Origin of the sequence: Pseudomonas xantholysinigenes, assembly GCF_014268885.2 — a bacterium.
Classification (GTDB): Bacteria; Pseudomonadota; Gammaproteobacteria; order Pseudomonadales; family Pseudomonadaceae; genus Aquipseudomonas; species Aquipseudomonas xantholysinigenes.
Map to the genome: position 1 here is coordinate 5207767 of NZ_CP077095.1, position 24369 is coordinate 5232135.

General features: G+C 64.3%; 15 protein-coding genes. 6 read left to right on the forward strand and 9 right to left on the reverse strand.

From position 1 onward, the window contains the following. Positions 1 to 107: 107 nt before the first annotated feature. From betA to trxC, 5 genes are all read left to right on the forward strand, one after another. A complete protein-coding gene (gene betA, locus HU772_RS23170) occupies positions 108 to 1799 on the forward strand; it encodes a choline dehydrogenase (protein ID WP_186656596.1) in 1692 nt (563 codons plus the stop codon). A 244-nt stretch (positions 1800 to 2043) separates the two neighbouring features. Beyond that, entirely contained in the window at positions 2044 to 3786 is a 1743-nt protein-coding gene (locus HU772_RS23175; protein WP_186656598.1) for a potassium/proton antiporter, read from the forward strand. A gap of 35 nt (positions 3787 to 3821) precedes the next feature. Continuing rightward, entirely contained in the window at positions 3822 to 7124 is a 3303-nt protein-coding gene (mscK, locus tag HU772_RS23180) for a mechanosensitive channel MscK (protein WP_186656601.1), read from the forward strand. Positions 7125 to 7286: 162 nt separating this feature from the next. Beyond that, positions 7287 to 8747, forward strand: coding sequence for a protein adenylyltransferase SelO (selO, locus tag HU772_RS23185; protein ID WP_186656604.1), 1461 nt, complete (start codon positions 7287 to 7289; stop codon positions 8745 to 8747). A gap of 128 nt (positions 8748 to 8875) precedes the next feature. Further along, positions 8876 to 9310: a thioredoxin TrxC gene (gene trxC / locus HU772_RS23190; protein ID WP_186656608.1), complete on the forward strand. Its 435-nt coding sequence runs from the start codon at positions 8876 to 8878 to the stop codon at positions 9308 to 9310. A 346-nt stretch (positions 9311 to 9656) separates the two neighbouring features. Here trxC and HU772_RS23195 read toward each other — a convergent pair whose 3' ends face one another. Together HU772_RS23195 and HU772_RS23200 are read right to left on the reverse strand one after the other, a co-directional pair. Continuing rightward, the gene (locus HU772_RS23195; protein ID WP_186656612.1) at positions 9657 to 10430 is read right to left on the reverse strand and encodes a ParA family protein; all 774 of its coding nucleotides are present in this window, start codon (positions 10428 to 10430) and stop codon (positions 9657 to 9659) included. Between the two features lie 52 nt (positions 10431 to 10482). Further along, a complete protein-coding gene (locus HU772_RS23200; RefSeq protein WP_186656615.1) occupies positions 10483 to 11388 on the reverse strand; it encodes a LysR family transcriptional regulator in 906 nt (301 codons plus the stop codon). Between the two features lie 124 nt (positions 11389 to 11512). Between HU772_RS23200 and HU772_RS23205 the strand changes: the two genes are divergently transcribed. Continuing rightward, positions 11513 to 12754 (forward strand): MFS transporter, encoded by a 1242-nt coding sequence (locus HU772_RS23205; RefSeq protein ID WP_186656618.1) that lies wholly within the window; start codon positions 11513 to 11515, stop codon positions 12752 to 12754. A gap of 119 nt (positions 12755 to 12873) precedes the next feature. On the opposite strand, the gene HU772_RS23210 is transcribed toward HU772_RS23205, so the two are convergent. The 7 genes from HU772_RS23210 to aroK all read right to left on the reverse strand — a co-directional run bounded on the left by HU772_RS23210 (position 12874) and on the right by aroK (position 24367). Continuing rightward, complete coding sequence (locus HU772_RS23210; protein ID WP_186656622.1) at positions 12874 to 13221, reverse strand: YgiW/YdeI family stress tolerance OB fold protein; 348 nt, start codon at positions 13219 to 13221, stop codon at positions 12874 to 12876. 115 nt (positions 13222 to 13336) lie between these two features. Continuing rightward, a complete protein-coding gene (gene hemE / locus HU772_RS23215) occupies positions 13337 to 14401 on the reverse strand; it encodes a uroporphyrinogen decarboxylase (RefSeq protein WP_186656623.1) in 1065 nt (354 codons plus the stop codon). A gap of 251 nt (positions 14402 to 14652) precedes the next feature. Further along, on the reverse strand, positions 14653 to 16071 hold the full coding sequence (locus HU772_RS23220; protein WP_186656626.1) for an FAD-dependent oxidoreductase: 1419 nt from the start codon (positions 16069 to 16071) through the stop codon (positions 14653 to 14655). Between the two features lie 123 nt (positions 16072 to 16194). Next, complete coding sequence (gene gltB / locus HU772_RS23225) at positions 16195 to 20640, reverse strand: glutamate synthase large subunit (protein ID WP_186656628.1); 4446 nt, start codon at positions 20638 to 20640, stop codon at positions 16195 to 16197. 374 nt (positions 20641 to 21014) lie between these two features. Continuing rightward, positions 21015 to 22637 (reverse strand): AAA family ATPase, encoded by a 1623-nt coding sequence (locus tag HU772_RS23230; RefSeq protein WP_186656630.1) that lies wholly within the window; start codon positions 22635 to 22637, stop codon positions 21015 to 21017. Positions 22638 to 22652: 15 nt separating this feature from the next. Beyond that, positions 22653 to 23750, reverse strand: a complete 1098-nt coding sequence (gene aroB, locus HU772_RS23235) for a 3-dehydroquinate synthase (protein ID WP_186656632.1) — start codon at positions 23748 to 23750, stop codon at positions 22653 to 22655. Between the two features lie 98 nt (positions 23751 to 23848). Next, positions 23849 to 24367, reverse strand: coding sequence for a shikimate kinase AroK (gene aroK / locus HU772_RS23240; RefSeq protein ID WP_186656639.1), 519 nt, complete (start codon positions 24365 to 24367; stop codon positions 23849 to 23851). Positions 24368 to 24369: the final 2 nt, after the last annotated feature.

Sequence of the window (24369 nt, forward strand, 5' to 3'; positions counted from 1 at the left end):
CGTCATGCCACCGGCCCTTGCAGGCCTAATCCATTCGCAAGCTTCGCACGACTGCTTTCCTTGCAGCTTGTAGCTAGAAGCTTGCCGCTGCATTTCGGAGAAATGCCATGGAATATGACTACATCATCGTCGGTGCCGGTTCGGCCGGTAACACCCTGGCCACTCGCCTGACCGAAGACGCCAGCGTCACCGTCCTGCTGCTGGAAGCCGGCGGCCCCGACTACCGCTTCGACTTCCGCACCCAGATGCCAGCCGCCCTGGCCTTCCCGCTGCAGGGTCGCCGCTACAACTGGGCTTACGAGACCGACCCGGAGCCGTTCATGGACGGCCGCCGTATGGAATGCGGTCGCGGCAAGGGCCTGGGTGGTTCCTCGCTGATCAACGGCATGTGCTACATCCGCGGCAACGCCATGGACTTCGACGGCTGGGCTGAACTGCCAGGCCTGGACGACTGGACCTACCTGGACTGCCTGCCGTACTTCCGCAAGGCCGAAACCCGCGACATCGGCCCGAACGACTACCACGGCGGCGAAGGCCCGGTCAGCGTGGCCACGCCAAAAGCCGGCAACAACCCGCTGTTCCACGCCATGGTCGAAGCCGGCGTGCAGGCCGGCTACCCGCGCACCGAAGACCTCAACGGCTACCAGCAGGAAGGCTTCGGCCCGATGGACCGTTCGGTGACCAAGAAAGGCCGTCGCTCGAGCACCGCTCGCGGCTACCTGGACCAGGCCAAGAAACGCCCGAACCTGACCATCGTCACCCACGCCCTGAGCGACCGCGTGCTGTTCGACGGCAAGCGCGCCATTGGCGTGACCTACCTGGTCGGTGACAGCGAAGAACGCGTCGAAGCCCGCGCGCGCAAGGAAGTCATCGTTTCCTCCGGCGCCATCGCCTCGCCGCAACTGCTGCAGCGCTCCGGCGTCGGCCCGCGCGCCCTGCTGGAAAGCCTCGACATCCCGGTGGTCCACGACCTGCCGGGCGTCGGCGAGAACCTGCAGGACCACCTCGAGTTGTACCTGCAGTACGCCTGCACCCAGCCGGTGTCGCTGTACCCATCGCTGCTGTGGTGGAACCAGCCGGCAATCGGCGCAGAATGGCTGTTCAACGGTACCGGCATCGGCGCCAGCAACCAGTTCGAGGCTGGCGGTTTCATCCGTACCCGCCCTGAATTCAAGTGGCCGAACATCCAGTACCACTTCCTGCCGGTGGCGATTAACTACAACGGTTCCAACGGTGTTAAAGAGCACGGTTTCCAGGCGCACATGGGTTCCATGCGCTCGCCGGCCCGTGGTCGCATCCAGGCCAAGTCGAAAGACCCGCGCCAGCACCCAAGCATCCTGTTCAACTACATGTCCACCGAGCAGGACTGGCAGGAATTCCGCGACGGCATCCGCCTGACCCGCGAAATCATGGCCCAGCCGGCGCTGGACCCGTACCGCGGCCGCGAGATCAGCCCGGGCGCCCACGTGCAAACCGACGAAGAGCTGGACAAGTTCATTCGCGAGCACGCCGAAACCGCCTTCCACCCATCCTGCTCGTGCAAGATGGGCACCGACGACATGGCGGTGGTCGACGGCGAAGGTCGCGTCCACGGCATGCAGGGCCTGCGCGTGGTCGACGCCTCGATCATGCCGCTGATCATCACCGGCAACCTCAACGCCACCACGATCATGATCGCCGAGAAAATCTCGGACAAGATCCGTGGCCGCAAGCCGCTGCCGCGCAGCACCGCCAAGTACTATGTGGCAGGTGATGCACCGGTGAAGGGTAAGCCGATGCGTGAAGTGAAGCAGGCGTAAACCTGCTCCGGCCCCTTCGCGGGTAAACCCGCTCCCACAGGTATTGCACCTCCCTGTAGGAGCGGGTTCACCCGCGAAAGGGCCATCACCGGCAACACCAGAAAAGGCACCCTTCGAGGTGCCTTTTCTACATCTGCAGAAACGCTTTACAGCCTGCCAATTCATCAGGTTAGAATCGATTGGCACGCGACCTGCTAGTTCATCGAACAGGTCCCTTTCTCTGCGATGTCCCGGAGTACCGCCTTTGGATGCGAGCACCATCAACAGCCTGTTCCTGATCGGCGCCCTGCTGGTCGGGGCCAGTATCCTGGTCAGCTCGCTGTCGTCGCGCCTGGGCATCCCTATCCTGGTCATCATCCTCGCCGTCGGCATGGTCGCGGGCGTGGACGGTGGCGGCATCATCTTCAACAACTACCCGACCGCTTATCTCGTGGGCAACCTGGCCCTTGCGGTAATCCTGCTCGACGGCGGCCTGCGCACACGGGTGGCGAGCTTTCGCGTGGCGCTGTGGCCGGCCCTGTCGCTGGCCACCGTCGGTGTGCTGATCACCACCGGCCTGACCGGCATGGTCGCCGCCTGGCTGTTCGACCTGAGCCTGATCCAGGGCCTGCTGATCGGCGCCATCGTCGGCTCCACCGACGCCGCGGCGGTGTTCTCGCTGCTCGGCGGCAAAGGCCTGAACGAACGGGTCACGGCGACCCTGGAAATCGAATCGGGCAGCAACGACCCCATGGCGGTGTTTCTCACCGTCACCCTGATCGACATGATCGCCAGCGGCCAGACCGGCCTGCACTGGAACCTGCTGACCCACCTGCTGCGCGAATTCGGCATCGGCAGCCTGCTCGGCCTGGGCGGCGGCTGGCTGATGCTGCAACTGGTCAACCGCATCAACCTGGCCGGCGGCCTATACCCGATCCTGGTGATTGCCGGCGGCCTGGCCGTGTTCTCGCTGACCAACGCCCTGCACGGCAGCGGCTTCCTCGCCGTCTACCTGTGCGGCCTGGTGCTGGGCAACCGGCCAATCCGCAGCCGCCACGGCATCCTGCATATGCTCGATGGCATGGCCTGGCTGGCGCAGATCGGCATGTTCCTGGTACTGGGGCTGCTGGTCACGCCCCACGACCTGCTGCCCATCGCCCTGCCGGCCCTGGGCCTGGCGCTGTGGATGATCCTGTTCGCCCGACCACTGTCGGTGCTCGCCGCGCTGCTGCCATTCAAGGCCTTCCACGGTCGCGAGAAAGGCTTCATCAGCTGGGTCGGCCTGCGCGGCGCGGTACCGATCATCCTCGCAGTGTTCCCGCTGATGGCCGGCCTACCGGATGCCCAGCTGTTCTTCAACCTGGCATTCTTCATCGTGCTGGTGTCGCTGCTGGTGCAGGGCACCAGCCTGCCGTGGATGGCCAAGCTGCTGAAAGTCACCGTGCCGCCGGATCCGGCGCCCATCTCCCGCTCGGCGCTGGAAGTGCACATCACCAGCGAATGGGAGCTGTTCGTCTACCGCCTGGGCGCGGAAAAATGGTGCATCGGCGCTGCCCTGCGCGAGTTGAAGATGCCCGAAGGCACCCGTATCGCCGCGCTGTTCCGCGGCGAGCAACTGCTGCACCCCTCGGGCAGCACGGTACTGGAAGTCGGCGACATGCTCTGCGTGATCGGCCATGAACACAACCTGCCGGCGCTGGGCAAGCTGTTCAGCCAGGCGCCGCAGCGGGGCCTGGACCTGCGTTTCTTCGGCGACTTCGTGCTCGAGGGCGATGCCGAGCTGGGCGCCGTGGCCGCGCTTTATGGCCTGAAACTCGATGGCCTGGACGCCAAAATGCCGCTGGCGCAGTTCATCCGACAGAAGGTCGGAGGCGCGCCAGTAGTAGGCGACCAGATCGAATGGCACAGCACGATCTGGACCGTCGCGGTCATGGACGGGAACAAGATCCAGAAAGTGGGCGTCAGATTCCCCGAAGGTACTCGACCCGGCCCTGGGTTGTTCCTCTAAACTCCGATTTGCCTCGTTATTCAAGAATGCTGCCTATGTCCCTGCGTGCGTACTGCCGCACCGCCCTGCTGGGGCTGTGCCTGACCCTCCCGTTCACCGCCATGGCGGAAGTCCCGACCACTCCGGGCATCCAGGGCAGCCTGAGCAAGATCACCGAGCGCAAGCTGCCCGAACCCGAGCAAAAAGCGGTGCAGCAGGTGCTGGAGCAGACCCTCGCCCTGCTGGCCGCCCGCGACGACAGCGAGAAGAAACTCGCCGCGCTCAAGCAGCAGCTGGCCACCGCGCCCCAGGAAACCCGCGACAACCAACGCGAACTGATCAAGCTCAAGGCCACCAGCCCGCTGCCGGTGGCCCAGCGCTACGCCAGCCTCACGGTCCCGCAGCTCGAACAGATGCTCAGCGAGCGCAGCACCCAGCAGGGCGATCTGCAAAAGGCGCTGTCCGAGGCCAACAGCCTGATCATCAACTCGCAGACCCGCCCCGAACGCGCCCAGGCCGAAATCAGCAACAACCAGGTCCGTGTCCAGCAGATCAACAACAGCCTCAAGAGCGGCAAGGACAACGGCAAACCGCTCAACGCCGACCAACGCAACCAGCTCAACGCCGAGCTCGCCTCGCTCAATGCCCTGACCCTGCTGCGTCGCCAGGAGCTGGCTGGCAACAGCCTGCTACAAGACCTGGGCAATGCCCGTCACGACCTGCTGCTCGAACGCGCCGCGCGCCTGGAGCAGGAGATCCAGGATTTGCAGACGCTGATCAACCAGAAACGCCTGGCCCAGTCGCAGCAGACCGTCACCCAGCAATCGATCGAGGCGCAGAAGGCCGGCGGCAGCAACCTGCTGGCCGCCGAGAGCGCCGAGAACCTGCAGCTCTCGGACTACCTGCTGCGCGGCACCGACCGCCTCAATGAGGTCACCCAGCAGAACCTGCGCACCAAGCAGCAGCTCGACAGCCTGACCCAGGCCGACCAGGCCCTGGACGAGCAGATCAGCGTGCTCAAGGGCAGCCTGCTGCTGTCGAAGATCCTCTACAAGCAGAAACAGGCCCTGCCACACCTGAAGGTCGACCGCGACCTGGCCGACCAGATCGCCGATATCCGTCTCTATCAGTTCGAGATCAACCAGGAACGCGAGCAGATGAGCAGCCCGTCCAGCTATGTGGACAAGCTGCTGGCCAACCAGCCCCAAGAAGACATCACCCCGCAGCTGCGCAAAGCCCTGTTGGAAGTGGCGATCACCCGCAGCGACCTGCTGGAACGCCTGAACCGCGAACTGTCGGCGCTGCTCAACGAAAGCATCACCCTGCAACTGAACCAGAAGCAGCTGCTGAGCACCGCGCAGAACCTGCGTACCACCCTCGAAGAACAGATGTTCTGGATCCCCAGCAACAAGCCACTGGACTGGCAGTGGCTGCGCGAAGTGCCCGAGCGCCTGGTCGCCCAGGTCGCCAGCCTGCCCTGGGGCGCCGGCGTCAAGGAGCTGGGCGACGGCCTGGTACAGCAGCCGCTGCTGTTCCTGCCACTGATCCTGGTGATCGGTGGCCTGCTGTGGCGGCGCAAGGCACTGTACCGGCGCCTGGGCAAGGTCCACCAGGACATCGGCCACTTCAAGCGCGACAGCCAGTGGCACACGCCCCAGGCGATCCTGATCAACATCCTTCTGGCACTGCCGGTGGCCCTGGCCCTGACCCTGGGCAGCTATGCCCTGCAGCTCGACGCCCGTGGGCAGAACGCCAACCTCGGCGCCGCGCTGTGGCAGATCGCCCAGGCCTGGCTGGTGTTCTACACCGCCTACCGCATCCTGGCGCCGGGCGGCGTGGCCGAGATCCACTTCCGCTGGCACAAGCCGCAGGTCGAGTTCCTGCGCGGCTGGGTGCGTCGCCTCGGTACCGTGGTACTGGCCCTGGTTGGCGTGGTGGCGGTGGCCGAACACCAACCCTCGGCGCTGGCCGACGACGTGCTGGGCATCGGCGTGGTGCTGGCCTGCTACGCGCTGATGGCCTGGCTGCTCAGCCGCCTGCTGCTGAGCAGCCCGGCGCACCGCAACACTTCGCTGTTCCGCAAGGCGGTCGGCGTCGCCTTCACCGCGCTGCCCATCGCCCTGTTCGTGGCGGTGTGCTTCGGTTACTACTACACCGCCCTCAAGCTCACCGACCGGCTGATCTACACCCTGTACCTGCTGCTGTTCTGGCTGGTGATCGAGGCCGCCTTCGTCCGTGGCCTGTCGGTGGCCGCGCGGCGCCTGGCCTACCAGCGCGCCCTGAGCAAGCGCCAAGCGGCCAAGGAAGGCCTGGATGGCGAGGTGGTGGTCGAGGAACCGACCCTGGACATCGAACAGGTCAACCAGCAGTCGCTGCGCCTGATCCGCCTGGCCCTGCTCGGTGGCTTCATCGGCGGCCTGTATTGGGTCTGGGCAGACCTGATCAGCGTCTTCGCCTACCTCAACAACATCACCCTGTACGAATACAGCAGCGGCACCGGCGCCGCGGCCAGCATGGTGCCGATCAGCCTCGGCGACCTGCTCGGCGCCATGGTCATCGCCGGTATCGCCGTGGCCCTGGCCAGCAACTTGCCCGGCCTGCTCGAAGTGCTGGTGCTGTCGCGCCTGAACCTCGCCCAGGGCAGCGCCTACGCGATCACCACGTTGCTGTCCTATGTGATCGCCGGCGTCGGCATCGTCAGCACCCTGGCCACCCTCGGGGTCAGTTGGGACAAGCTGCAATGGCTGGTAGCGGCCCTGTCCCTGGGGCTGGGCTTCGGCATGCAGGAGATCTTCGCCAACTTCATCTCCGGCATCATGATCCTGTTCGAGCGCCCAGTGCGCATCGGCGACACCATCACCATCGGCAACCTGTCAGGCACGGTGAGCCGCATCCGTATCCGCGCCACCACCATCACCGACTTCGACCGCAAGGACATCATCGTCCCCAACAAGACCTTCATCACCGGCCAACTGATCAACTGGTCGCTGACCGACACGGTCACCCGGGTGACGCTGAAGCTGGGCATCGACTACGGCTCGGACCTGGACCTGGTGCGCGACCTGCTGCTCAAGGGCGCCCACGAGAACCCGCGGGTGCTCAAGGATCCGGAACCGCTGGTGTACTTCCTCAATTTCGGTGAAAGCTCGCTGGACCACGAACTGCGCATGCACGTGCGCGACCTGGGCGACCGCAACCCGACCCTCGACGAAATGAACCGCTACATCAACCGCGAGTTCAAGGCGCACAACATCAAGATCTCGGTGCGCCAGGTGGAGGTGTTCCTGATGGACCCGAAGAACGGCAAACAGCAGTTGATCCCGATGGACAACAAAGCGGACAACGCACCGCCCACCTGAGTAGACGTCAAAGGGGTAACCGCCCAGAATGCCGGCGAGGGCTTCGCCCTCGTTCGCGGGCAAGCCCGCTCCCACAGCGCCAGCGCGCCCCCTGTGGGAGCGGGTTCACCCGCGAAGGGCCGCCCAGCGGCCGCAATGGCAGCGAATCCAGGAGCAGGCCCCGTGAAATCCCTCGACCAACTCACCTTCGACAACCGCTTCGCCCGCCTGGGCGACACTTTCTCCACCCAAGTGCTGCCCGAGCCGATCGCCGACCCGCGCCTGGTGGTGGCCAGCACCTCGGCCATGGCCCTGCTCGACCTCGACCCAACCGAGGCCGAGCAACCGGTGTTCGCCGAACTGTTCAGCGGCCACAAGCTCTGGGAAGAGGCCGACCCGCGGGCGATGGTCTACTCCGGGCACCAGTTCGGCTCCTACAACCCACGCCTGGGCGATGGCCGTGGCCTGCTGCTGGGCGAAGTGCGCAACGATGCTGGCGAGCACTGGGACCTGCACCTCAAGGGCGCCGGCCAGACGCCCTATTCGCGCATGGGCGATGGCCGCGCCGTGCTGCGCTCGTCGATCCGCGAATTCCTCGCCTCCGAGGCCCTGCATGCCCTGGGTATCCCCAGCAGCCGCGCGCTGTGCGTGATCGGATCGAGCACCCCGGTCTGGCGTGAAACCCGCGAAAGCGCGGCGATGCTGCTGCGCCTGGCCCAGAGCCATGTGCGCTTCGGCCACTTCGAATATTTCTATTACACCAAACAGCCGGAACAACAGCGCCTGCTGATCGACCATGTGCTGGAGCAGCACTACCCCGAGTGCCACGATGCCGAGCAACCCTATCTGGCCATGTTCCGCAGCATCGTCGAGCGCAACGCCGAGCTGATCGCCCGCTGGCAGGCCTATGGCTTCTGCCACGGGGTGATGAACACCGACAACATGTCGATCCTGGGCATCACCTTCGACTTCGGCCCCTATGCCTTCCTCGACGACTTCGACGCCAACTTCATCTGCAACCATTCCGATGACCGTGGCCGCTACAGCTACGCCAACCAGGTGCCCATCGCCCACTGGAACCTCAGCGCGCTGGCCCAGGCGCTGACCACGGTGATCGAGGTCGAAGCGCTGAAGGAGGCACTGGGGCTGTTCCTGCCGCTGTACCAGGCGCACTACCTGGACCTGATGCGCCGACGCCTGGGCCTGACCACCGCCGAGGATGACGACATGGCGCTGGTCGAGCGCCTGTTGCAGCGCATGCAGAGCGGTGGCGTGGACTACACCCTGTTCTTCCGTCGCCTGGGCGAGCAGCCGGTGGGCGAAGCACTGGAGGTGGTGCGCAATGACTTCGTCGACCTGGCCGGATTCGATGCCTGGGGCGCTGACTACCTGGCACGCTGCCAGCGCGAGCCTGGCAATGCCGAAGGCCGGCGTGCGCGGATGCATGCGGTGAACCCGCTGTACGTGCTGCGCAACTACCTGGCGCAGAAAGCCATCGAGGCCGCCGAGGCGGGCGACTACAGTGAAGTGCGGCGGCTGCATCAGGTGCTGGAAAAGCCGTTCGAGGAACAACCCGGGATGCAAGCCTATGCCGAACGGCCACCGGAGTGGGGCAAGCACCTGGAAATCAGTTGTTCGTCATGAACCCCGGGGCCGCTGCGCGGCCCTTTCGCGACACTAGGCCGCTCCTACAGGAAACGCATACCCATGTAGGAGCGGCCTAGTGTCGCGAAAGGGCTGCACAGCAGCCCCAGCAATATCAAGGAGATAAAATGTCCTCCCCCCTGGTAATCCCCTGCCCCCACTGCAACGGCCTCAACCGCCTGCCCGCCGAGCGCCTGGGCGACAGCCCCAAATGCGGCCGCTGCAAACAGGACGTGCTGCTCGCGCAGCCCTTCGAACTGAACGAAAGCAGCTACGCCGCCCAGATCAAGGGCGACCTGCCGCTGCTGCTGGATGTCTGGGCCGACTGGTGCGGCCCGTGCAAGAGTTTCGCCCCAGTGTTCGAGCAGGCCGCGCGGCAGCTCGCTGGCCGCTGCCGCCTGGCCAAGCTCGACAGCGAGGCCAATCGCAACCTGGCCGGGCAACTGGGCATTCGCTCGATCCCCAGCCTGATCCTGTTCAGGAACGGTCGCGAAGTGGCGCGCCAAGCCGGCGCGTTTCCGCTGCAGTCGTTGTTGGAATGGTTGCGCGGACACGGGGTTTGAGGGGATCGCATCAGGGCTGACAGGTGCTAGGCGAAAGTTTTGTAGCGCCTATCAGATCGAGCGCCGCCCGCGCGGCGCATCGCGACGCAAGGCCGCTCCTACATCTATTTCGGGCCAGTCAATCCTGTGCCATTACCTGATCCGCCTTGTGGGTACGACGGGGTTTCAGTGTGGGCACCACTGGCGCCTCACCTGTCTCAAGACATGCACCAAGGCGGGCAACCATGACCTGACAGGTTCGGCACGTTGCAACAAATGTAGGAGCGGCCTTGCGTCGCGATGCGCCGCGCGGGCGGCGCTCGATCTCACAGGCGCTGAAGAGCTTTCGGCGAACCCCTGCAAGCCCTCAGGCGCTGCGCTCCAGCAGATCATGCAACTCGACAAACTGTTGGGTCAGCTTGTGCCGGGGCTCCAGGTGGATCAGCGGCAGGCTGGCATGGTGCGATTCACGCATCTTCACCGAGCTGCCCAGGTACACCGGCAGCACCGGCAGGCCTTCGGCCAGCAACTCGTCGAGCATCTGCTGGGGCAGGCTGGCGCGGGACTGGAACTGGTTGACCACGATGCCCTCGACCATCAGGTCATCGTTGTGGTCTTCCTTGAGTTCATCGATCTCGGCCAGCAGGCCATACAGGGCCTGGCGCGAGAAACTGTCACAGTCGAAAGGGATCAGCACGCGATCGGCGGCGATCAGCGCGGAAACCGCATAAAAGTTCAAGGCTGGCGGGGTATCGATGTAGATCCGCTCGTAATCCTCGTCCAACTCGTCGAGCAGTTTGCGCAGCTTGTTGATCTTGTGCTTGGCCTCGAGCTTGGGCTGCAGGTCGGCCAGCTCGGCGGTGGCGGTGACCACATGCAGGTTGTCGAAGGGCGTTTCGTAGATATCGACCTGGTTCTTCTTGGCGAACGGCCCGCTGGACAACGACTGCTTGAAGAAATCGGCGATGCCCATGGGGATATCGTCGCCGGTCAACCCGGTCAGGTACTGGGTGGAGTTGGCCTGGGCATCCAGGTCGATCAGCAGGGTCCGGTAGCCCTCGTTGGCGCTGACCGCCGCCAGGTTGCAAGCGATGCTCGACTTGCCCACACCGCCTTTCTGATTGAACACCACGCGCCGCATGTCAGACCTCCGTGTATCAACGAATGCCCGAGTATGTGGCCAGCGCGACGGTTTAGCCAGCACCTTCGGGCTGCTCCAGCCCGGCCAGCAGGGCAACGAAAGCGTTGGCCATGGCCGAGCCGGCCAACGCGCGGCGTACCAGCCAGACCGCAGTCATTGCCTCCTCGTCCAATAAGGTCCGGTACACCACGCCCTCGATGCGCATGCGCTGGAACGACGCCGGCAGCACCGACACGCCAAGCCCCGCCGAGACCAGGCCGATGATAGTCATCGCCTCGCCGGCTTCCTGGGCGAAGTGCGGGGTGAAACCGGCCTTGCGCGCCAGGCTCAGCAACTGAGCATGCAAACCGCTGCCGTAGCTGCGCGGGAAGAACACGAACGGCTCCTGGGCCAACGCCTGCATGTACAGCCCGCGCTCGCTGCCGGCCACCAAGGGATGCGAGGCGTTGAGCACCGCCACCAGCGGCTCGCGGAACAGCTCGGTGCAAACGATACCGTCCGGCAACGGCATCGGGCGCATCAAGCCGACCTCGATGGATTCGTCGAACACCGCCTCCACTACTTCACGACTGCTCATTTCCTTCAGGTTCAGGTGCACCGAGGGGAAACGTTGGCGAAACGCATGGATCGCCTGGGGAATGCGCGACGTGAAGGGAGCCGACGAGGTGAAGCCGACCTTCATTTCGCCCAGCTCGCCCAACTGTGCACGCCGGGCCACATCGGCGGCCTTTTCCACCTGCGCCAGCACCTGCCGGGCTTCCTCCAGGAACAACCGGCCGGCTTCGCTGAGCGCCACCCGACGGTTGGTGCGCTCGAACAGGCGCGCGCCAAGCTCCTGCTCCAGGGCCTGGATCTGCTGGCTTAGCGGCGGTTGGGAAATCCCCAGTTGCTGGGCGGCCCGGCCAAAATGCAGCTCTTCGGCCACAGCAACGAAGTAACGCAGGTGACGCAGCTCCATGACCAAGCTCCAATCAAGTCGTAAAACATCTCAAACAGGTCGAACAATATATTGGATCTAATCATTAGCCAGCTATATGCTTTTTCCATCGCAACACCTGGCCCCGTGCCCGAGGTACCCGTCCGTGAGATCCGCCGTACTCCCCCAGCCCAACGAACCCGCCCCCGTCGTCAACGATATCTGGATCGAGAAAGGCACCCCCGCCTTCCTGCGTACCGTGCTGGCCCTGTTCAGCGGCGGTTTCGCCACCTTTGCCCTGCTGTATTGCGTGCAGCCGATGATGCCGCTGCTGTCGCAGGAGTTCGCCATCAACGCCGCGCAAAGCAGTCTGGTGCTGTCGGTGTCCACCGCCATGCTGGCCATCGGTTTGCTGGTCACCGGCCCCCTTTCCGACCGCATCGGGCGCAAACCGGTGATGGTTTTCGCCTTGCTCTGCGCGGCGTTGTCGACCCTGGCCAGCGCGGTGATGCCGAGCTGGGAGCTGGTGCTGCTCACCCGCGCCTTGGTGGGCCTGTCGCTGAGCGGCCTGGCGGCAGTGGCGATGACCTACCTGAGCGAGGAAATCCACCCGCAGCACATCGGCCTGGCCATGGGGCTGTACATCGGTGGCAATGCCATCGGCGGCATGAGCGGACGGCTGATCACCGGCGTGCTGATCGACTTCGTCAGCTGGCACACGGCAATGCTGGTGATTGGCGGCCTGGCCCTGGTAGCGGCTGTGGTGTTCTGGAAAGTCCTGCCCGAGTCGCGCAACTTCCGCTCGCAGTCGCTGAAACCGCGTCGCCTGCTGGACGGTTTCATCATGCACTTCAAGGACGCCGGGTTACCTTGGTTGTTCCTCGAGGCGTTCCTGCTGATGGGAGCCTTCGTCACCCTGTTCAACTACATCGGCTACCGCCTGCTGGCCGAGCCGTACCATATGAACCAGGCGCTGGTCGGCCTGCTGTCGGTGGTCTACCTGTCGGGGATCTACAGTTCGGCGCAGGTCGGCGCGCTGGCCGACAAGCTGGGGCGGCGCAAAGTGTTCTGGGCCAGCATCGTGGTCATGGCCGGCGGCCTGCTGATGACCCTGGCCAGCCCACTGGCGATGATCATCGTCGGCATGCTGGTGTTCACCTTTGGCTTCTTTGGCGCGCATTCGGTGGCCAGCAGCTGGATCGGGCGACGGGCACTGAAGGCCAAGGGGCAGGCGTCGTCGCTGTACCTGTTCAGCTATTACGCGGGATCGAGCGTCGCCGGGACGGCGGGCGGGGTGTTCTGGCACCAGTGGGGCTGGAACGGCATCGGGCTGTTCATCGGCAGCCTGCTGGCGGTGGCGTTGCTGGTGGCGCTGCACTTGAGCAAATTACCGCCGAAGACTTTCTGATCGCTGGGGCCGCTTTGCGGCCCTTTCGCGACACAAGGCCGCTCCTACAAGGGTACGTGTTTCCCTGTAGGAGCGGCCTTGTGTCGCGATGGGCTGCGCAGCAGCCCCAAAATCTCGGATCAGTTGATGATCTCGACGATATCCACATCCACTTCGCGGCTCATCAGGTGCTTCTCCACCTCGCCGGTCAGCTTGACCTTGGTCTTGTCATTGAACGGCGTCGGCGGCAGGTCTTCGTCGTCGATCTCGACGGTGATGCTGCCGGTGTTGTCCTTGAACTCGTACTTGTCGTCGTTGTTGATCTTCTTGGTCACGTAACCCTGCAGTACCACCGGGGTGTCATCGGCGGCCTCCTTGGCGGCGGCGACCGTGGTCACGGCTTGGGCACCAGGGCCGGTGTAGCCGGCGGCCAGGGCGGCGGTGCTGAACAGCGGGGCGAGGATCAGGGGCAGGTAACGGGCTTTCATGGTGATCGGGTCCTGTTTGCGTTTTGATGGTCCCAGATTACCGACGATCGCTGAATTGAAACTTAATACAACAAAAAGCCCGGCACTTGGCCGGGCTTCTCGTGTTGCACACCGATTACTGGTGGTACTGCGCCGACAACTCGTGCACGGCGTTGATGAACACGCCAGCGTGCTCCGGATCGACCTCGGGGGTGATGCCATGGCCCAGGTTGAACACATGGCCAGTGCCCTTGCCATAGCTGGCAAGGATGCGCGCCACTTCCTTGCGGATCGCCACGGGCTTGGCGTACAGCACGGTCGGGTCCATGTTGCCCTGCAGCGCAACCTTGTCGCCGACGCGGCGGCGGGCGTCGCCGATCTCGCAGGTCCAGTCCAGACCCAGGGCATCGGCACCGGCCTCGGCGATGCTTTCCAGCCACAGGCCGCCGTTCTTGGTGAACAGGATCACCGGAATCTTGCGCCCTTCGTGCTCGCGGATCAGGCCGCTGACGATCTTGCGCATGTAGGCCAGGGAGAACTCCTGATAAGCCGCCGCCGACAGGTTGCCGCCCCAGGTGTCGAAGATCTGCACCGCCTGGGCGCCGGCCAGGATCTGGCCGTTGAGGTAGCTGGTGACCGACTGGGCCAGCTTGTCCAGCAGCAGGTGCAGGGCCTGGGGGTTGTCGTAGGCCATGGCCTTGGTCTTGCGGAAGTCCTTGGACGAACCGCCCTCGACCATGTAGGTAGCCAGGGTCCAAGGGCTGCCGGAGAAACCGATCAACGGCACGCGGCCATTGAGTTCGCGACGGATGGTGCTGACTGCGTCCATCACGTAGCCCAGGTCCTTCTGCGGATCAGGTATCGGCAGCGCTTCGATGTCGGCCAGGGTGCTGATGACCTTCTTGAAGCGCGGGCCTTCGCCGGTTTCAAAGTACAGGCCCTGGCCCATGGCGTCGGGAATGGTGAGGATGTCCGAGAACAGGATCGCCGCGTCCAGCGGGTAGCGGTCCAGCGGCTGCAGGGTGACCTCGCAGGCGAACTGCGGGTTCATGCACAGGCTCATGAAGTCGCCGGCCTTGGCACGGCTGGCACGGTACTCCGGCAGGTAGCGGCCGGCCTGGCGCATCATCCACACCGGGGTGACGTCTACGGGTTGCTTGAGCAGAGCACGCAGGAAACGATCGTTCTTCAGGGCAGTCATGTCGGCATCCGGAAAAAAAGTGCGGGCATTTTCTCAGACGCGGGCGCAAAAGGCACGGCCATGGCCATTCGTTTTGTCTATTGGGTGCCTTGGATCAAACGTTTTTGTATACAAAAATATGTAACCTGCCAGAACTTGGGGCCGCTTTGCGGCCCTTTCGCGACACAAGGCCGCTCCTACAGAGGTAACGCGATTCCCTGTAGGAGCGGCCTTGTGTCGCGAAAGGGCTGCGAAGCAGCCCCAAAGGTTGATCAGACCTCGAGGTAGTCCAGGATTCCCTCGGCAGCCGTACGACCCTCGAAAATAGCCGTCACCACCAGATCCGACCCCCGCACCATGTCGCCACCGGCGAACACTTTCGGGTTGCTGGTCTGGTGCTTGAACTTGCCCTTCTCTGGGGCCACCACACGGCCCTGGCTGTCCAGCTGGATATCATGCTGTTCGAACCACGACGCCGGGCTCGGACGGAAGCCAAAAGCGATCACCACGGCATCGGCCGGCAGGATTTCCTCGGAGCCCGGGATCGGCTCGGGGCTGCGGCGACCACGGGCATCCGGCTCACCGAGACGGGTCTCGACCACCTTCACGCCCTCGACCTTGTCCTCGCCGACAATGGCAATGGGCTGGCGGTTGTAGAGGAATTTCACGCCCTCTTCCTTGGCGTTCTTCACCTCTTTGCGCGAGCCCGGCATGTTGGCTTCGTCACGGCGGTAGGCACAGGTCACCGACTTGGCGCCCTGGCGGATCGAGGTACGGTTGCAGTCCATCGCCGTATCGCCACCACCCAGCACCACGACCTTTTTGCCCTGCATGTCGACGAAGTCTTCCGGCGATTTTTCAAAGCCCAGGTTGCGGTTGACGTTGGCGATCAGGAAGTCCAGCGCGTCGTGCACGCCCGGCAGGTCCTCGCCCGGGAAGCCGCCCTTCATGTAGGTGTAGGTACCCATGCCCATGAACACTGCGTCGTACTCGGCGAGCAACTGCTCCATGCTGATGTCCTTGCCCACCTCGGTGTTCAGGCGGAACTCGATGCCCATGCCGGTGAAGACTTCGCGGCGGTTGCTCAGCACGGTCTTTTCCAGCTTGAACTCGGGGATGCCGAAGGTCAGCAGGCCACCGATTTCCGGATTCTTGTCGAATACCACCGGGGTCACGCCGGCACGCACCAGCACATCGGCGCAGCCAAGACCGGCAGGGCCGGCGCCGATGATGGCGACGCGCTTGCCGGTCGGCTTGACCTTGGACATGTCCGGGCGCCAGCCCATGGCGAAGGCGGTGTCGGTGATGTACTTCTCCACCGAGCCGATGGTCACCGCGCCGAAACCGTCGTTCAGGGTGCAGGCACCTTCGCACAGACGGTCCTGCGGGCACACGCGACCGCACACTTCCGGCAGGGTGTTGGTCTGGTGCGACAGTTCAGCCGCGGCCAGGATGTTGCCTTCGGAGACCAGCTTCAGCCAGTTGGGGATGAAGTTGTGCACCGGGCACTTCCACTCGCAATACGGGTTGCCGCAGCCCAGGCAGCGGTGCGCCTGCTCCACGGATTGCTGCGGTTTGAAGGGCTCGTAGATTTCCACGAACTCCTTCTTGCGCTGACGCAGCAGCTTTTTCTTCGGGTCCTTGCGGCCCACTTCGATGAACTGGAAGTCGTTGCTCAGACGTTCAGCCATTTTTCAAAACCTCTTAACAGCAGCTGCAAGCTACAAGCTGCAAGCCGCAAGACGATCACTTAAGCCGGGCAAACCTCGAACTGCTTCTACTTGCAGCTTGAGGCTTGCCACTTGCAGCTGCTTTTACTGCGGGTTGGCGCGGGTGCTGGACAGCAATTGCTTGAGGTTGGCCGCCTTCGGCTTGACCAGCCAGAAGCGCCGCACGTAGTCGTCCAGGTTCTCGGAGAGCTCACGCCCCCACTCGCTGCCGGTTTCTTCTACGTACTCGCCCAGGACCCGCGCCAGATGGCTGCGGTAAGCCTCCATCGCCTCACCACTGATGCGCTGGATTTCCACCAGCTCGTGGTTGAGCTTGTCGACGAAGCTGTTGTCCATGTCGAGCACGTAGGCAAAACCGCCCGTCATGCCGGAACCGAAGTTGTAACCGGTCTTGCCCAGGACGCAGACAAAGCCGCCGGTCATGTATTCACAGCAGTGATCGCCGGTGCCCTCGACCACAGCGTGGGCGCCGGAGTTACGCACAGCGAAGCGCTCGCCGGCGGTACCGGCGGCGAACAGCTTGCCGCCAGTGGCGCCGTACAGGCAGGTGTTGCCGACAATGGCGCTGTGCTGGGTTTCGAATGGGCTGCCGGCCGGTGGCACGATGGTCAGCTTGCCACCGGTCATGCCCTTGCCGACGTAGTCGTTGGCGTCGCCTTCCAGGTGCAGGTTCAAGCCACCGGCGTTCCAGACGCCGAAGCTCTGGCCAGCGGTGCCCTTGAAGCGGAAGGTGATCGGCTTGTCGGCCATGCCCTGGTTGCCGTGCAGCCTGGCGATTTCGCCAGAAATGCGGGCACCGATGGAGCGGTCGCAGTTGCAGATGTCGAGGCTGAACTCGCCACCGGCCTGGTCACGGATCGCCGGCAGGGCCATGGCGACCATCTTCTCGGCCAGCTCGCCCTTGTCGAACGGAGGGTTCTTGTCCACTTCGCAGAACTGCGGCTTGTCGGCCGGAATGTGTGGGCTACCCAGCAACGGCGAGAGGTCGAGGTACTGCTGACGCTCGGTGTCGCCCGGCAGCACGTCGAGCAGGTCGGTACGGCCGATCAACTCGCCCAGGCTGCGCACGCCCAGCTTGGCCAGCCATTCACGGGTCTCTTCGGCGACGAAGGTGAAGAAGTTGATCACCATGTCGACGGTGCCGATGTAGTGGTCCTTGCGCAGCTTGTCGTTCTGCGTGGCCACGCCGGTGGCGCAGTTGTTCAGGTGGCAGATGCGCAGGTACTTGCAACCCAGGGCGATCATCGGCGCGGTGCCGAAGCCGAAGCTCTCGGCGCCGAGGATGGCGGCCTTGATCACGTCCAGGCCGGTTTTCAGGCCGCCGTCGGTCTGCACCCGCACCTTGCCGCGCAGGTCGTTGCCGCGCAGGGTCTGGTGGGTTTCGGCCAGGCCGAGTTCCCATGGCGCGCCGGCGTACTTGATCGAGGTCAGCGGCGAAGCGCCGGTGCCGCCGTCGTAGCCGGAGATGGTAATCAGGTCGGCATAGGCCTTGGCCACGCCGGCGGCGATGGTGCCAACACCCGCTTCGGCCACCAGCTTGACCGACACCAGGGCCTGCGGGTTGACCTGCTTGAGGTCGTAGATCAGCTGGGCCAGGTCTTCGATCGAGTAGATGTCATGGTGCGGCGGTGGCGAGATCAGGGTCACGCCCGGCACCGCGTAGCGCAGCTTGGCGATCAGGCCGTTGACCTTGCCGCCCGGCAACTGGCCGCCCTCGCCGGGCTTGGCGCCCTGGGCCACCTTGATCTGCAGCACTTCGGCGTTGACCAGGTACTCTGGGGTCACGCCAAACCGGCCAGTGGCCACCTGCTTGATCTTCGAACTCTTGATGGTGCCGTAGCGGGCCGGGTCTTCGCCGCCCTCGCCAGAGTTGGAGCGCGCACCCAAGCGGTTCATGGCCTCGGCCAAGGCCTCATGGGCCTCCGGCGACAACGCGCCCAGGGAAATACCGGCGGAGTCGAAGCGCTTGAGGATCGCCTCCAGCGGCTCGACCTGCTCCAGCGGCAATGGCTGGTCGGCGACCTTGACCTTCAGCAGATCGCGGATCATCGATACCGGGCGCTGGTCGACCAGCGTGGTGTATTCCTTGAACTTGGCATAGTCGCCCTGCTGCACGGCAGCCTGCAGGGTGTTGACCACGTCCGGGTTGTAGGCATGGTACTCGCCACCGTGGACGAACTTGAGCAGGCCGCCTTGCTGGATCGGCTTGCGCGCGCTCCAGGCTTCGGCGGCCAGCAGCTTCTGATCGCCCTCAAGGTCAACGAAACGCGCACCCTTGATGCGGCTCGACACGCCCTTGAAGCTCAGGCCAACCACTTCCTCGGCCAGGCCCACGGCTTCGAACAGCTGGGCGCCACGGTAAGAGGCGATGGTGGAGATACCCATCTTCGACAGGATCTTCAGCAAGCCCTTGGAGATGCCTTTGCGGTAGTACTTGAAGACTTCGTCCAGATCGCCCAGCACTTCGCCGGTGCGAATCAGGTCGGCCAGTACTTCGTAGGCGAGGTATGGGTAGACAGCCGAGGCCCCGAAGCCCAGCAACACGGCAAAGTGATGCGGGTCCCGAGCAGTGGCGGTCTCGACCAGGATGTTGCTGTCGCAACGCAGGCCCTGCTCGGTCAGGCGGTGATGCACCGCACCGACAGCCAGCGAGGCATGCACCGGCAACTTGCCCGGGGCGATGTAGCGGTCGCTCAGCACCAGCTGGGTCTTGCCGCCGCGCACGGCTTCTTCTGCCTGATCGGCGATGTTGCGGATGGCCGCTTCGAGGCCGACGCTTTCTGCGTAGTTGAGGTCGATCAGCTGGCGGTCGAAGCCTTCGCGCTCCAGGTTCATCAGCGAACGCCACTTGGCGGGCGAGATGACCGGCGAGCTGAGGATCACCCGCGAGGCGTGCTCGGGGGACTCCTGGAAGATATTGCGCTCGGCGCCCAGGCAGATCTCCAGCGACATCACGATCGCTTCGCGCAGCGGGTCGATCGGCGGGTTGGTCACCTGGGCGAACTGCTGGCGGAAGAAGTCGTACGGCGAGCGCACGCGCTGGGACAGCACGGCCATCGGCGTGTCGTCGCCCATCGAGCCAACCGCTTCCTGGCCCTGCTCGCCGAGAGGGCGCAGCACCTGGTCACGCTCCTCGAAGGTGACCTGGAACATCTTCATGTATTGCTTGAGCTGGTCGGCGTCGTAGCTGGCCACGCCCTGGTCGTCGGTCAGCGTCGCCTGGATCCGCGTGGCGTGCTGACGCAGCCAGCGCTTGTAGGGGTGGCGCGACTTCAGGCGGTTGTCGATGGCATCGGTGTCGAGGATCTGCCCGGTCTCGGTGTCGACGGCGAAGATCTGGCCCGGGCCGACACGGCCCTTGGCAATGACGTCCTCGGGCTTGTAGTCCCAAACACCGATTTCCGACGCCAGGGTGATGTAGCCGTTGCGGGTGGTGACCCAGCGCGCCGGGCGCAGGCCGTTGCGGTCGAGCAGGCACACCGCGTGACGGCCTTCGGTCATGACGATGCCGGCCGGGCCGTCCCACGGCTCCATGTGCATGGAGTTGTATTCGTAGAAGGCGCGCAGGTCGGCGTCCATGGTCTCGACGTTCTGCCAGGCCGGCGGTACCAGCATGCGTACGCCGCGGAACAGGTCGATGCCGCCGGTGACCATCAGCTCGAGCATGTTGTCCATGCTCGAGGAGTCGGAACCAACACGGTTGACCAGCGGGCCAAGCTCCTCGAGGTCGGGAATCAGGTCATTGGCGAACTTGGTGCGCCGGGCCACGGCCCAGTTGCGGTTGCCAGTGATGGTATTGATCTCGCCGTTGTGGGCGAGGAAGCGGAAGGGCTGGGCCAGCGGCCACTTCGGCAGGGTGTTGGTGGAGAAGCGCTGGTGGAATACGCAGATCGCGGTCTGCAGGCGCTCGTCGCCGAGGTCCGGATAGAACGCCGCGAGATCGCGCGGCATCATCAGGCCTTTGTAGATGATGGTCTTGTGCGAGAAGCTGCAGATGTAGTGGTCGGCGTCGTGGGCGTTGGCCACGGACGAGCGACGACGGGCACTGAACAGCTTGATGGCGAATTCCTGATCGCTCAGGCCTTCGCCGCCGATGAACACCTGCTCGATCTGCGGCAGGCGCTCCAGGGCCAGGCGACCGAGCACGCTGGTGTCGATCGGCACCTTGCGCCAGCCAACCAGCTTCAGGCCGGCGTTGACGATCTCGCGGTCCATGTTGGCGCGGGCGGCCTGGGCTTTGACCGGGTCCTGGTTGAAGAACACCATGCCGACGGCGTACTGCTTGGGCAGCTCGACGGCAAAATGCTCCTGGGCCACGGCACGCAGGAATTGATCGGGCTTCTGCATGAGCAGACCGCAACCGTCACCGGTCTTGCCGTCGGCGTTGATGCCACCGCGGTGGGTCATGCAGGTCAGCGCCTGCATGGCGGTTTGCAGAAGGTGGTGGCTGGGCTCGCCCGACATATGGGCGATCAGGCCGAAACCACAGTTGTCCTTGAATTCTTCGGGATGGTACAGACCTGTTTTCATAGACACTTTCTCACCAGGTTCACCTCTCAACCGGAGGCAAATCTCTTTTTTAACAACCACTTACCATCCACGCCGATCAAACGCCAGCTTTTTTGCGGTGGTCATGGAAAACCATTGTTGCACAGCGACAGTGACGCCCACAAATTTTCATGTCTCACCATTGAAAATTTATGTCGCAATTTTGAATGTTTTTACGACTTGCGCCGTGATAGCGGCTTGACTCGAGTCTGAAGCGTTTCAGCCATGACTGCAAGAGAGGGCTTGTGGCCGGCAGCCTGGGACAGAAAAGCCTGCCGCGCTCGGGCGCAGCAGGCTAGTTGAAAGCTAGAAGTCGCTCAGCAACTGGGCGGCGGGGTGGTGCCGCCCGGAAGGTATCAGCGGGCCGTGGCCAGCTCTTGTTGGACGCTGCCCACGGTACGTGGCCAAGGTTTACCAGCCTGGACCTTGGCTGGCAAGTTCTTGATGGCGGCGGCGGCGGCGTCGCGGTTGGCGAAGTTGCCGTAGGTCACCACGTACAGCGGCTTGCCCTGCAGGTTTTTCTTGAAGTAGCGATAGTCGCCACCCTGGGCCTTGACGAACGACTGGGCCGACGCCTCGGAGCTGGTGCCGAAGATCTGCACCACATAGTTGCCGGGCTTTTGACCGGCATACCAACTGCTGTTGCCGGCGCCACCGGCAGCCGCTTTCTCGACGGGCTTGGGCGCAGGCTTGGCGCTGGCGACCTGGGTCGGAGCCGGCGCCGGCTTGGCTGGTGCAACCGGTTTTGCAGGCTGGGTTGCGACAGGCTTCGGCGCAAGCGCAACCTGCTGTGCCGGAGCGGTGGTCACCGGTTGGGCCGGCGCCGGCGCGGGGCTGGCAGTGGCACCTGGCGGTGGCGCAATGGTGGTCACGGTAGGCGGTACCGCCGCGGATGGCGCGGACGGCTGCAACGCGGTGTTGCCGGCCGGGCCACCTTCCTCGCCCTCGGCCATGCCGGCGGCCTGGGCCAGCGGTTCGCGCATGACCGGCTGCGACTGGCCGACCAGCGGCAGTGGCATCGGCTGCGACGAGCCGGAGAACTCGATGGCGGGAGCGCCGCCATTACCGCCCTGACCCAAAGGCAGCTGGGCCTGCGCGGTCGGTGCTTCGGTCGGGGCCTTGTCGCCTTTCTTGGGCATCAGGACCGCCGCGCCAACGGCGACCACGACCACAGCGGACAACGCGAGCACGTGTTTCTTAGGCATTTTGAACCCCATGGATGGTCGCTTGGCCGTGGTACGGCTGGCGATCATGGCTTCGATCAAGGTATCGCGGGCGACCTGGTTGATGTTGCCAGGCCAACCGTCGGAGTTTTCGTGGATGTCAACGATCTGTTCGCGGGTGAACACCTCGATGCCCCGGCCGGCGCCTTCCAGACGCTGCTCCAGGTACTCGCGGGTCTCTTCCTCGCTATACGGCTCAAGCTCGATGACATGGAAACGCTCGCCATCGGCATTGAGCTCTTCCAACCCGGCGATCAACGACGGCTCACCGAATAGGAACACATGCGGTCGCCCTTCGGCGACACCGGCCGCCAACTCCAGCAAGGCTTGGAGTGCCGACTCGTCGAGTTGTTCCGCGTCGTCCACCAACAGGTAGACTTCCTGGCCGGTCAGCGCCAGTTGCACCACCTGCTTGAGGATCGCCTGTACCTCGGCCTGGGCCACGCCCAAGGACTGAGCCACCTGGCCCAGCACGCTGGCCGCATCGTTGGCGCCACGGGCCGAGACCACCACGCTTTGCACCGACTGCTTGTTGGTGCTGGCCACCAGCGCCTGGCGCAGCAAGGTCTTGCCACTGCCCACGGGGCCGGTGACCGTCAGCATCAACTGGCTGTAGCGCGCCAGGTGATGCAGCTGGCCCAGCACCGGCTTGCGCTGGGCGGGGAAGAACTTGAACCCGGGCACCCGCGGGGCGAACGGATCGTGGGTCAGCTGGTAATGTTCGAGGAACGCCTCATCGGCATGCAGAGTGCTCATTGCGTTGTCACAACCTCAAAGCTGGGCCACGATCGCGCGGTAATCCGCCGCCAGCGTGGCCTGAAGAATCTCTTTCGGATAGTCGTCGGTGACGACGGCTTCACCCAGCTGGCGCAGCAGCACCAGGCGCAGGCGCCCGTCGAGCACTTTCTTGTCGACCGCCATGTGCTCCATGAAGTGCGCCGGGGTCATTTCCTGTGGTGGCACCACCGGCAATCCTGCGTCCTGCAGCAGGCGAATTCCGCGATCCCGCGCTGGCTGGTCGATCCAGCCCAGGCGCATGGACATTTCCAGGGCCATGACCGTGCCTGCCGCCACGGCCTCGCCGTGCAGCCACACACCGTAGCCCATGTGCGTCTCGATGGCATGGCCAAAGGTATGGCCGAGGTTGAGCGTGGCGCGCACGCCTGACTCGCGCTCGTCAGCACCCACCACCGCGGCCTTGGCCGCGCAGGAACGACGAATGGCCTCGGTCAGCGCAACGGGCTCCAGGGCCCGCAGTGCCTGCATATTGTCTTCAAGCCAGCCCAGGAAGGGCTGGTCGCAGATCAGGCCGTACTTGATGACCTCGGCAAGGCCTGCGGACAGCTCGCGTTCGGGCAGCGTTTTCAGGCTGGTGGTATCGATCAATACCGCGTTGGGCTGATAGAAAGCCCCGACCATGTTCTTGCCCAGCGGGTGATTGATGCCGGTCTTGCCGCCGACCGAGGAGTCGACCTGGGACAAGAGGGTGGTCGGCACCTGGATGAAATCGACACCACGCTGGTAGCAGGCGGCGGCGAAGCCGGCCATGTCGCCGATCACCCCGCCACCCAAGGCAACCACGGTGGTGCGGCGGTCATGCCGGGCCGTGAGCAAGGCGTCGAAGATCAGCTGCAGGGTTTCCCAGTTCTTGTGGGCCTCGCCGTCGGGCAACACCACCGGCAGCACCGAATAGGCACCCAGGGTCTTGCCCAGGCGTTCGAGATACAGGGGTGCAACAGTCTCGTTGGAAACGATGGCGACCTGTCGGCCGGCAATGTGTGGCGCCAGCAGCTCAGGCTGGTCCAACAGGCCCTCGCCAATGTAGATCGGGTAGCTACGTTCGCCCAGGTCGACCTTTAGTGTCTGCATGTATCCCCACAATGTGCTAGGGCGCGGCGGCGTCGGAGCGGCCCCGCGCGATGACGTTCAACCCCATCCCGGCGTTGGTCGCCGAGCATAGTCCCCGCTTACCGGGGCGGCAACTTGTGCAAGCGCTCCAGAATGTCCAGCACCACCATGCGCGGTGGCCGTTCGTCGGTTTCCACCACCAGGTCGGCGATCTCGCGGTAGAGCGGATCACGGGTTTCCAGCAGGGCGCGCAGGGTGGCCTCTGGATTGGCGGTGCGCAGCAACGGCCGGTTGCGATCCCGCGAGGTGCGGCCAACCTGCTGCTCCACCGAGGCGTGCAGGTAGATCACCCGCCCGCCGGCGTGCAACGCGGCGCGGTTGGCATCGCGCATCACCGCGCCACCACCGGTGGCCAGCACCACGCCGTCGAGGGCGCAGAGCTCGGCGATCATCGCCTGCTCGCGGTCACGAAAGCCCGGCTCGCCTTCCTTGTCGAAGATCCACGGGATATTGGCGCCGGTCCGCAGTTCGATTTCCTTGTCGGAATCCTTGAACAGCAGACGCAGCTCTTTGGCCAACAGGCGTCCGATGGTGCTTTTTCCAGCGCCCATGGGCCCCACAAGTATCAAATTTCGCACAG

What these genes read in the sequence shown, in the direction of transcription:
- trxC (WP_186656608.1), top strand. Translation starts at nt 8,876, where the DNA reads ATGTCCTCCCCCCTGGTAATCCCCTGCCCCCACTGCAACGGCCTCAAC.
- aroB (WP_186656632.1), bottom strand. Translation starts at nt 23,750, where the DNA reads ATGCAGACACTAAAGGTCGACCTGGGCGAACGTAGCTACCCGATCTAC.
- mscK (WP_186656601.1), top strand. Translation starts at nt 3,822, where the DNA reads ATGTCCCTGCGTGCGTACTGCCGCACCGCCCTGCTGGGGCTGTGCCTG.
- gltB (WP_186656628.1), bottom strand. Translation starts at nt 20,640, where the DNA reads ATGAAAACAGGTCTGTACCATCCCGAAGAATTCAAGGACAACTGTGGT.
- hemE (WP_186656623.1), bottom strand. Translation starts at nt 14,401, where the DNA reads ATGACTGCCCTGAAGAACGATCGTTTCCTGCGTGCTCTGCTCAAGCAA.
- HU772_RS23220 (WP_186656626.1), bottom strand. Translation starts at nt 16,071, where the DNA reads ATGGCTGAACGTCTGAGCAACGACTTCCAGTTCATCGAAGTGGGCCGC.
- HU772_RS23210 (WP_186656622.1), bottom strand. Translation starts at nt 13,221, where the DNA reads ATGAAAGCCCGTTACCTGCCCCTGATCCTCGCCCCGCTGTTCAGCACC.
- HU772_RS23200 (WP_186656615.1), bottom strand. Translation starts at nt 11,388, where the DNA reads ATGGAGCTGCGTCACCTGCGTTACTTCGTTGCTGTGGCCGAAGAGCTG.
- HU772_RS23195 (WP_186656612.1), bottom strand. Translation starts at nt 10,430, where the DNA reads ATGCGGCGCGTGGTGTTCAATCAGAAAGGCGGTGTGGGCAAGTCGAGC.
- HU772_RS23230 (WP_186656630.1), bottom strand. Translation starts at nt 22,637, where the DNA reads ATGAGCACTCTGCATGCCGATGAGGCGTTCCTCGAACATTACCAGCTG.
- betA (WP_186656596.1), top strand. Translation starts at nt 108, where the DNA reads ATGGAATATGACTACATCATCGTCGGTGCCGGTTCGGCCGGTAACACC.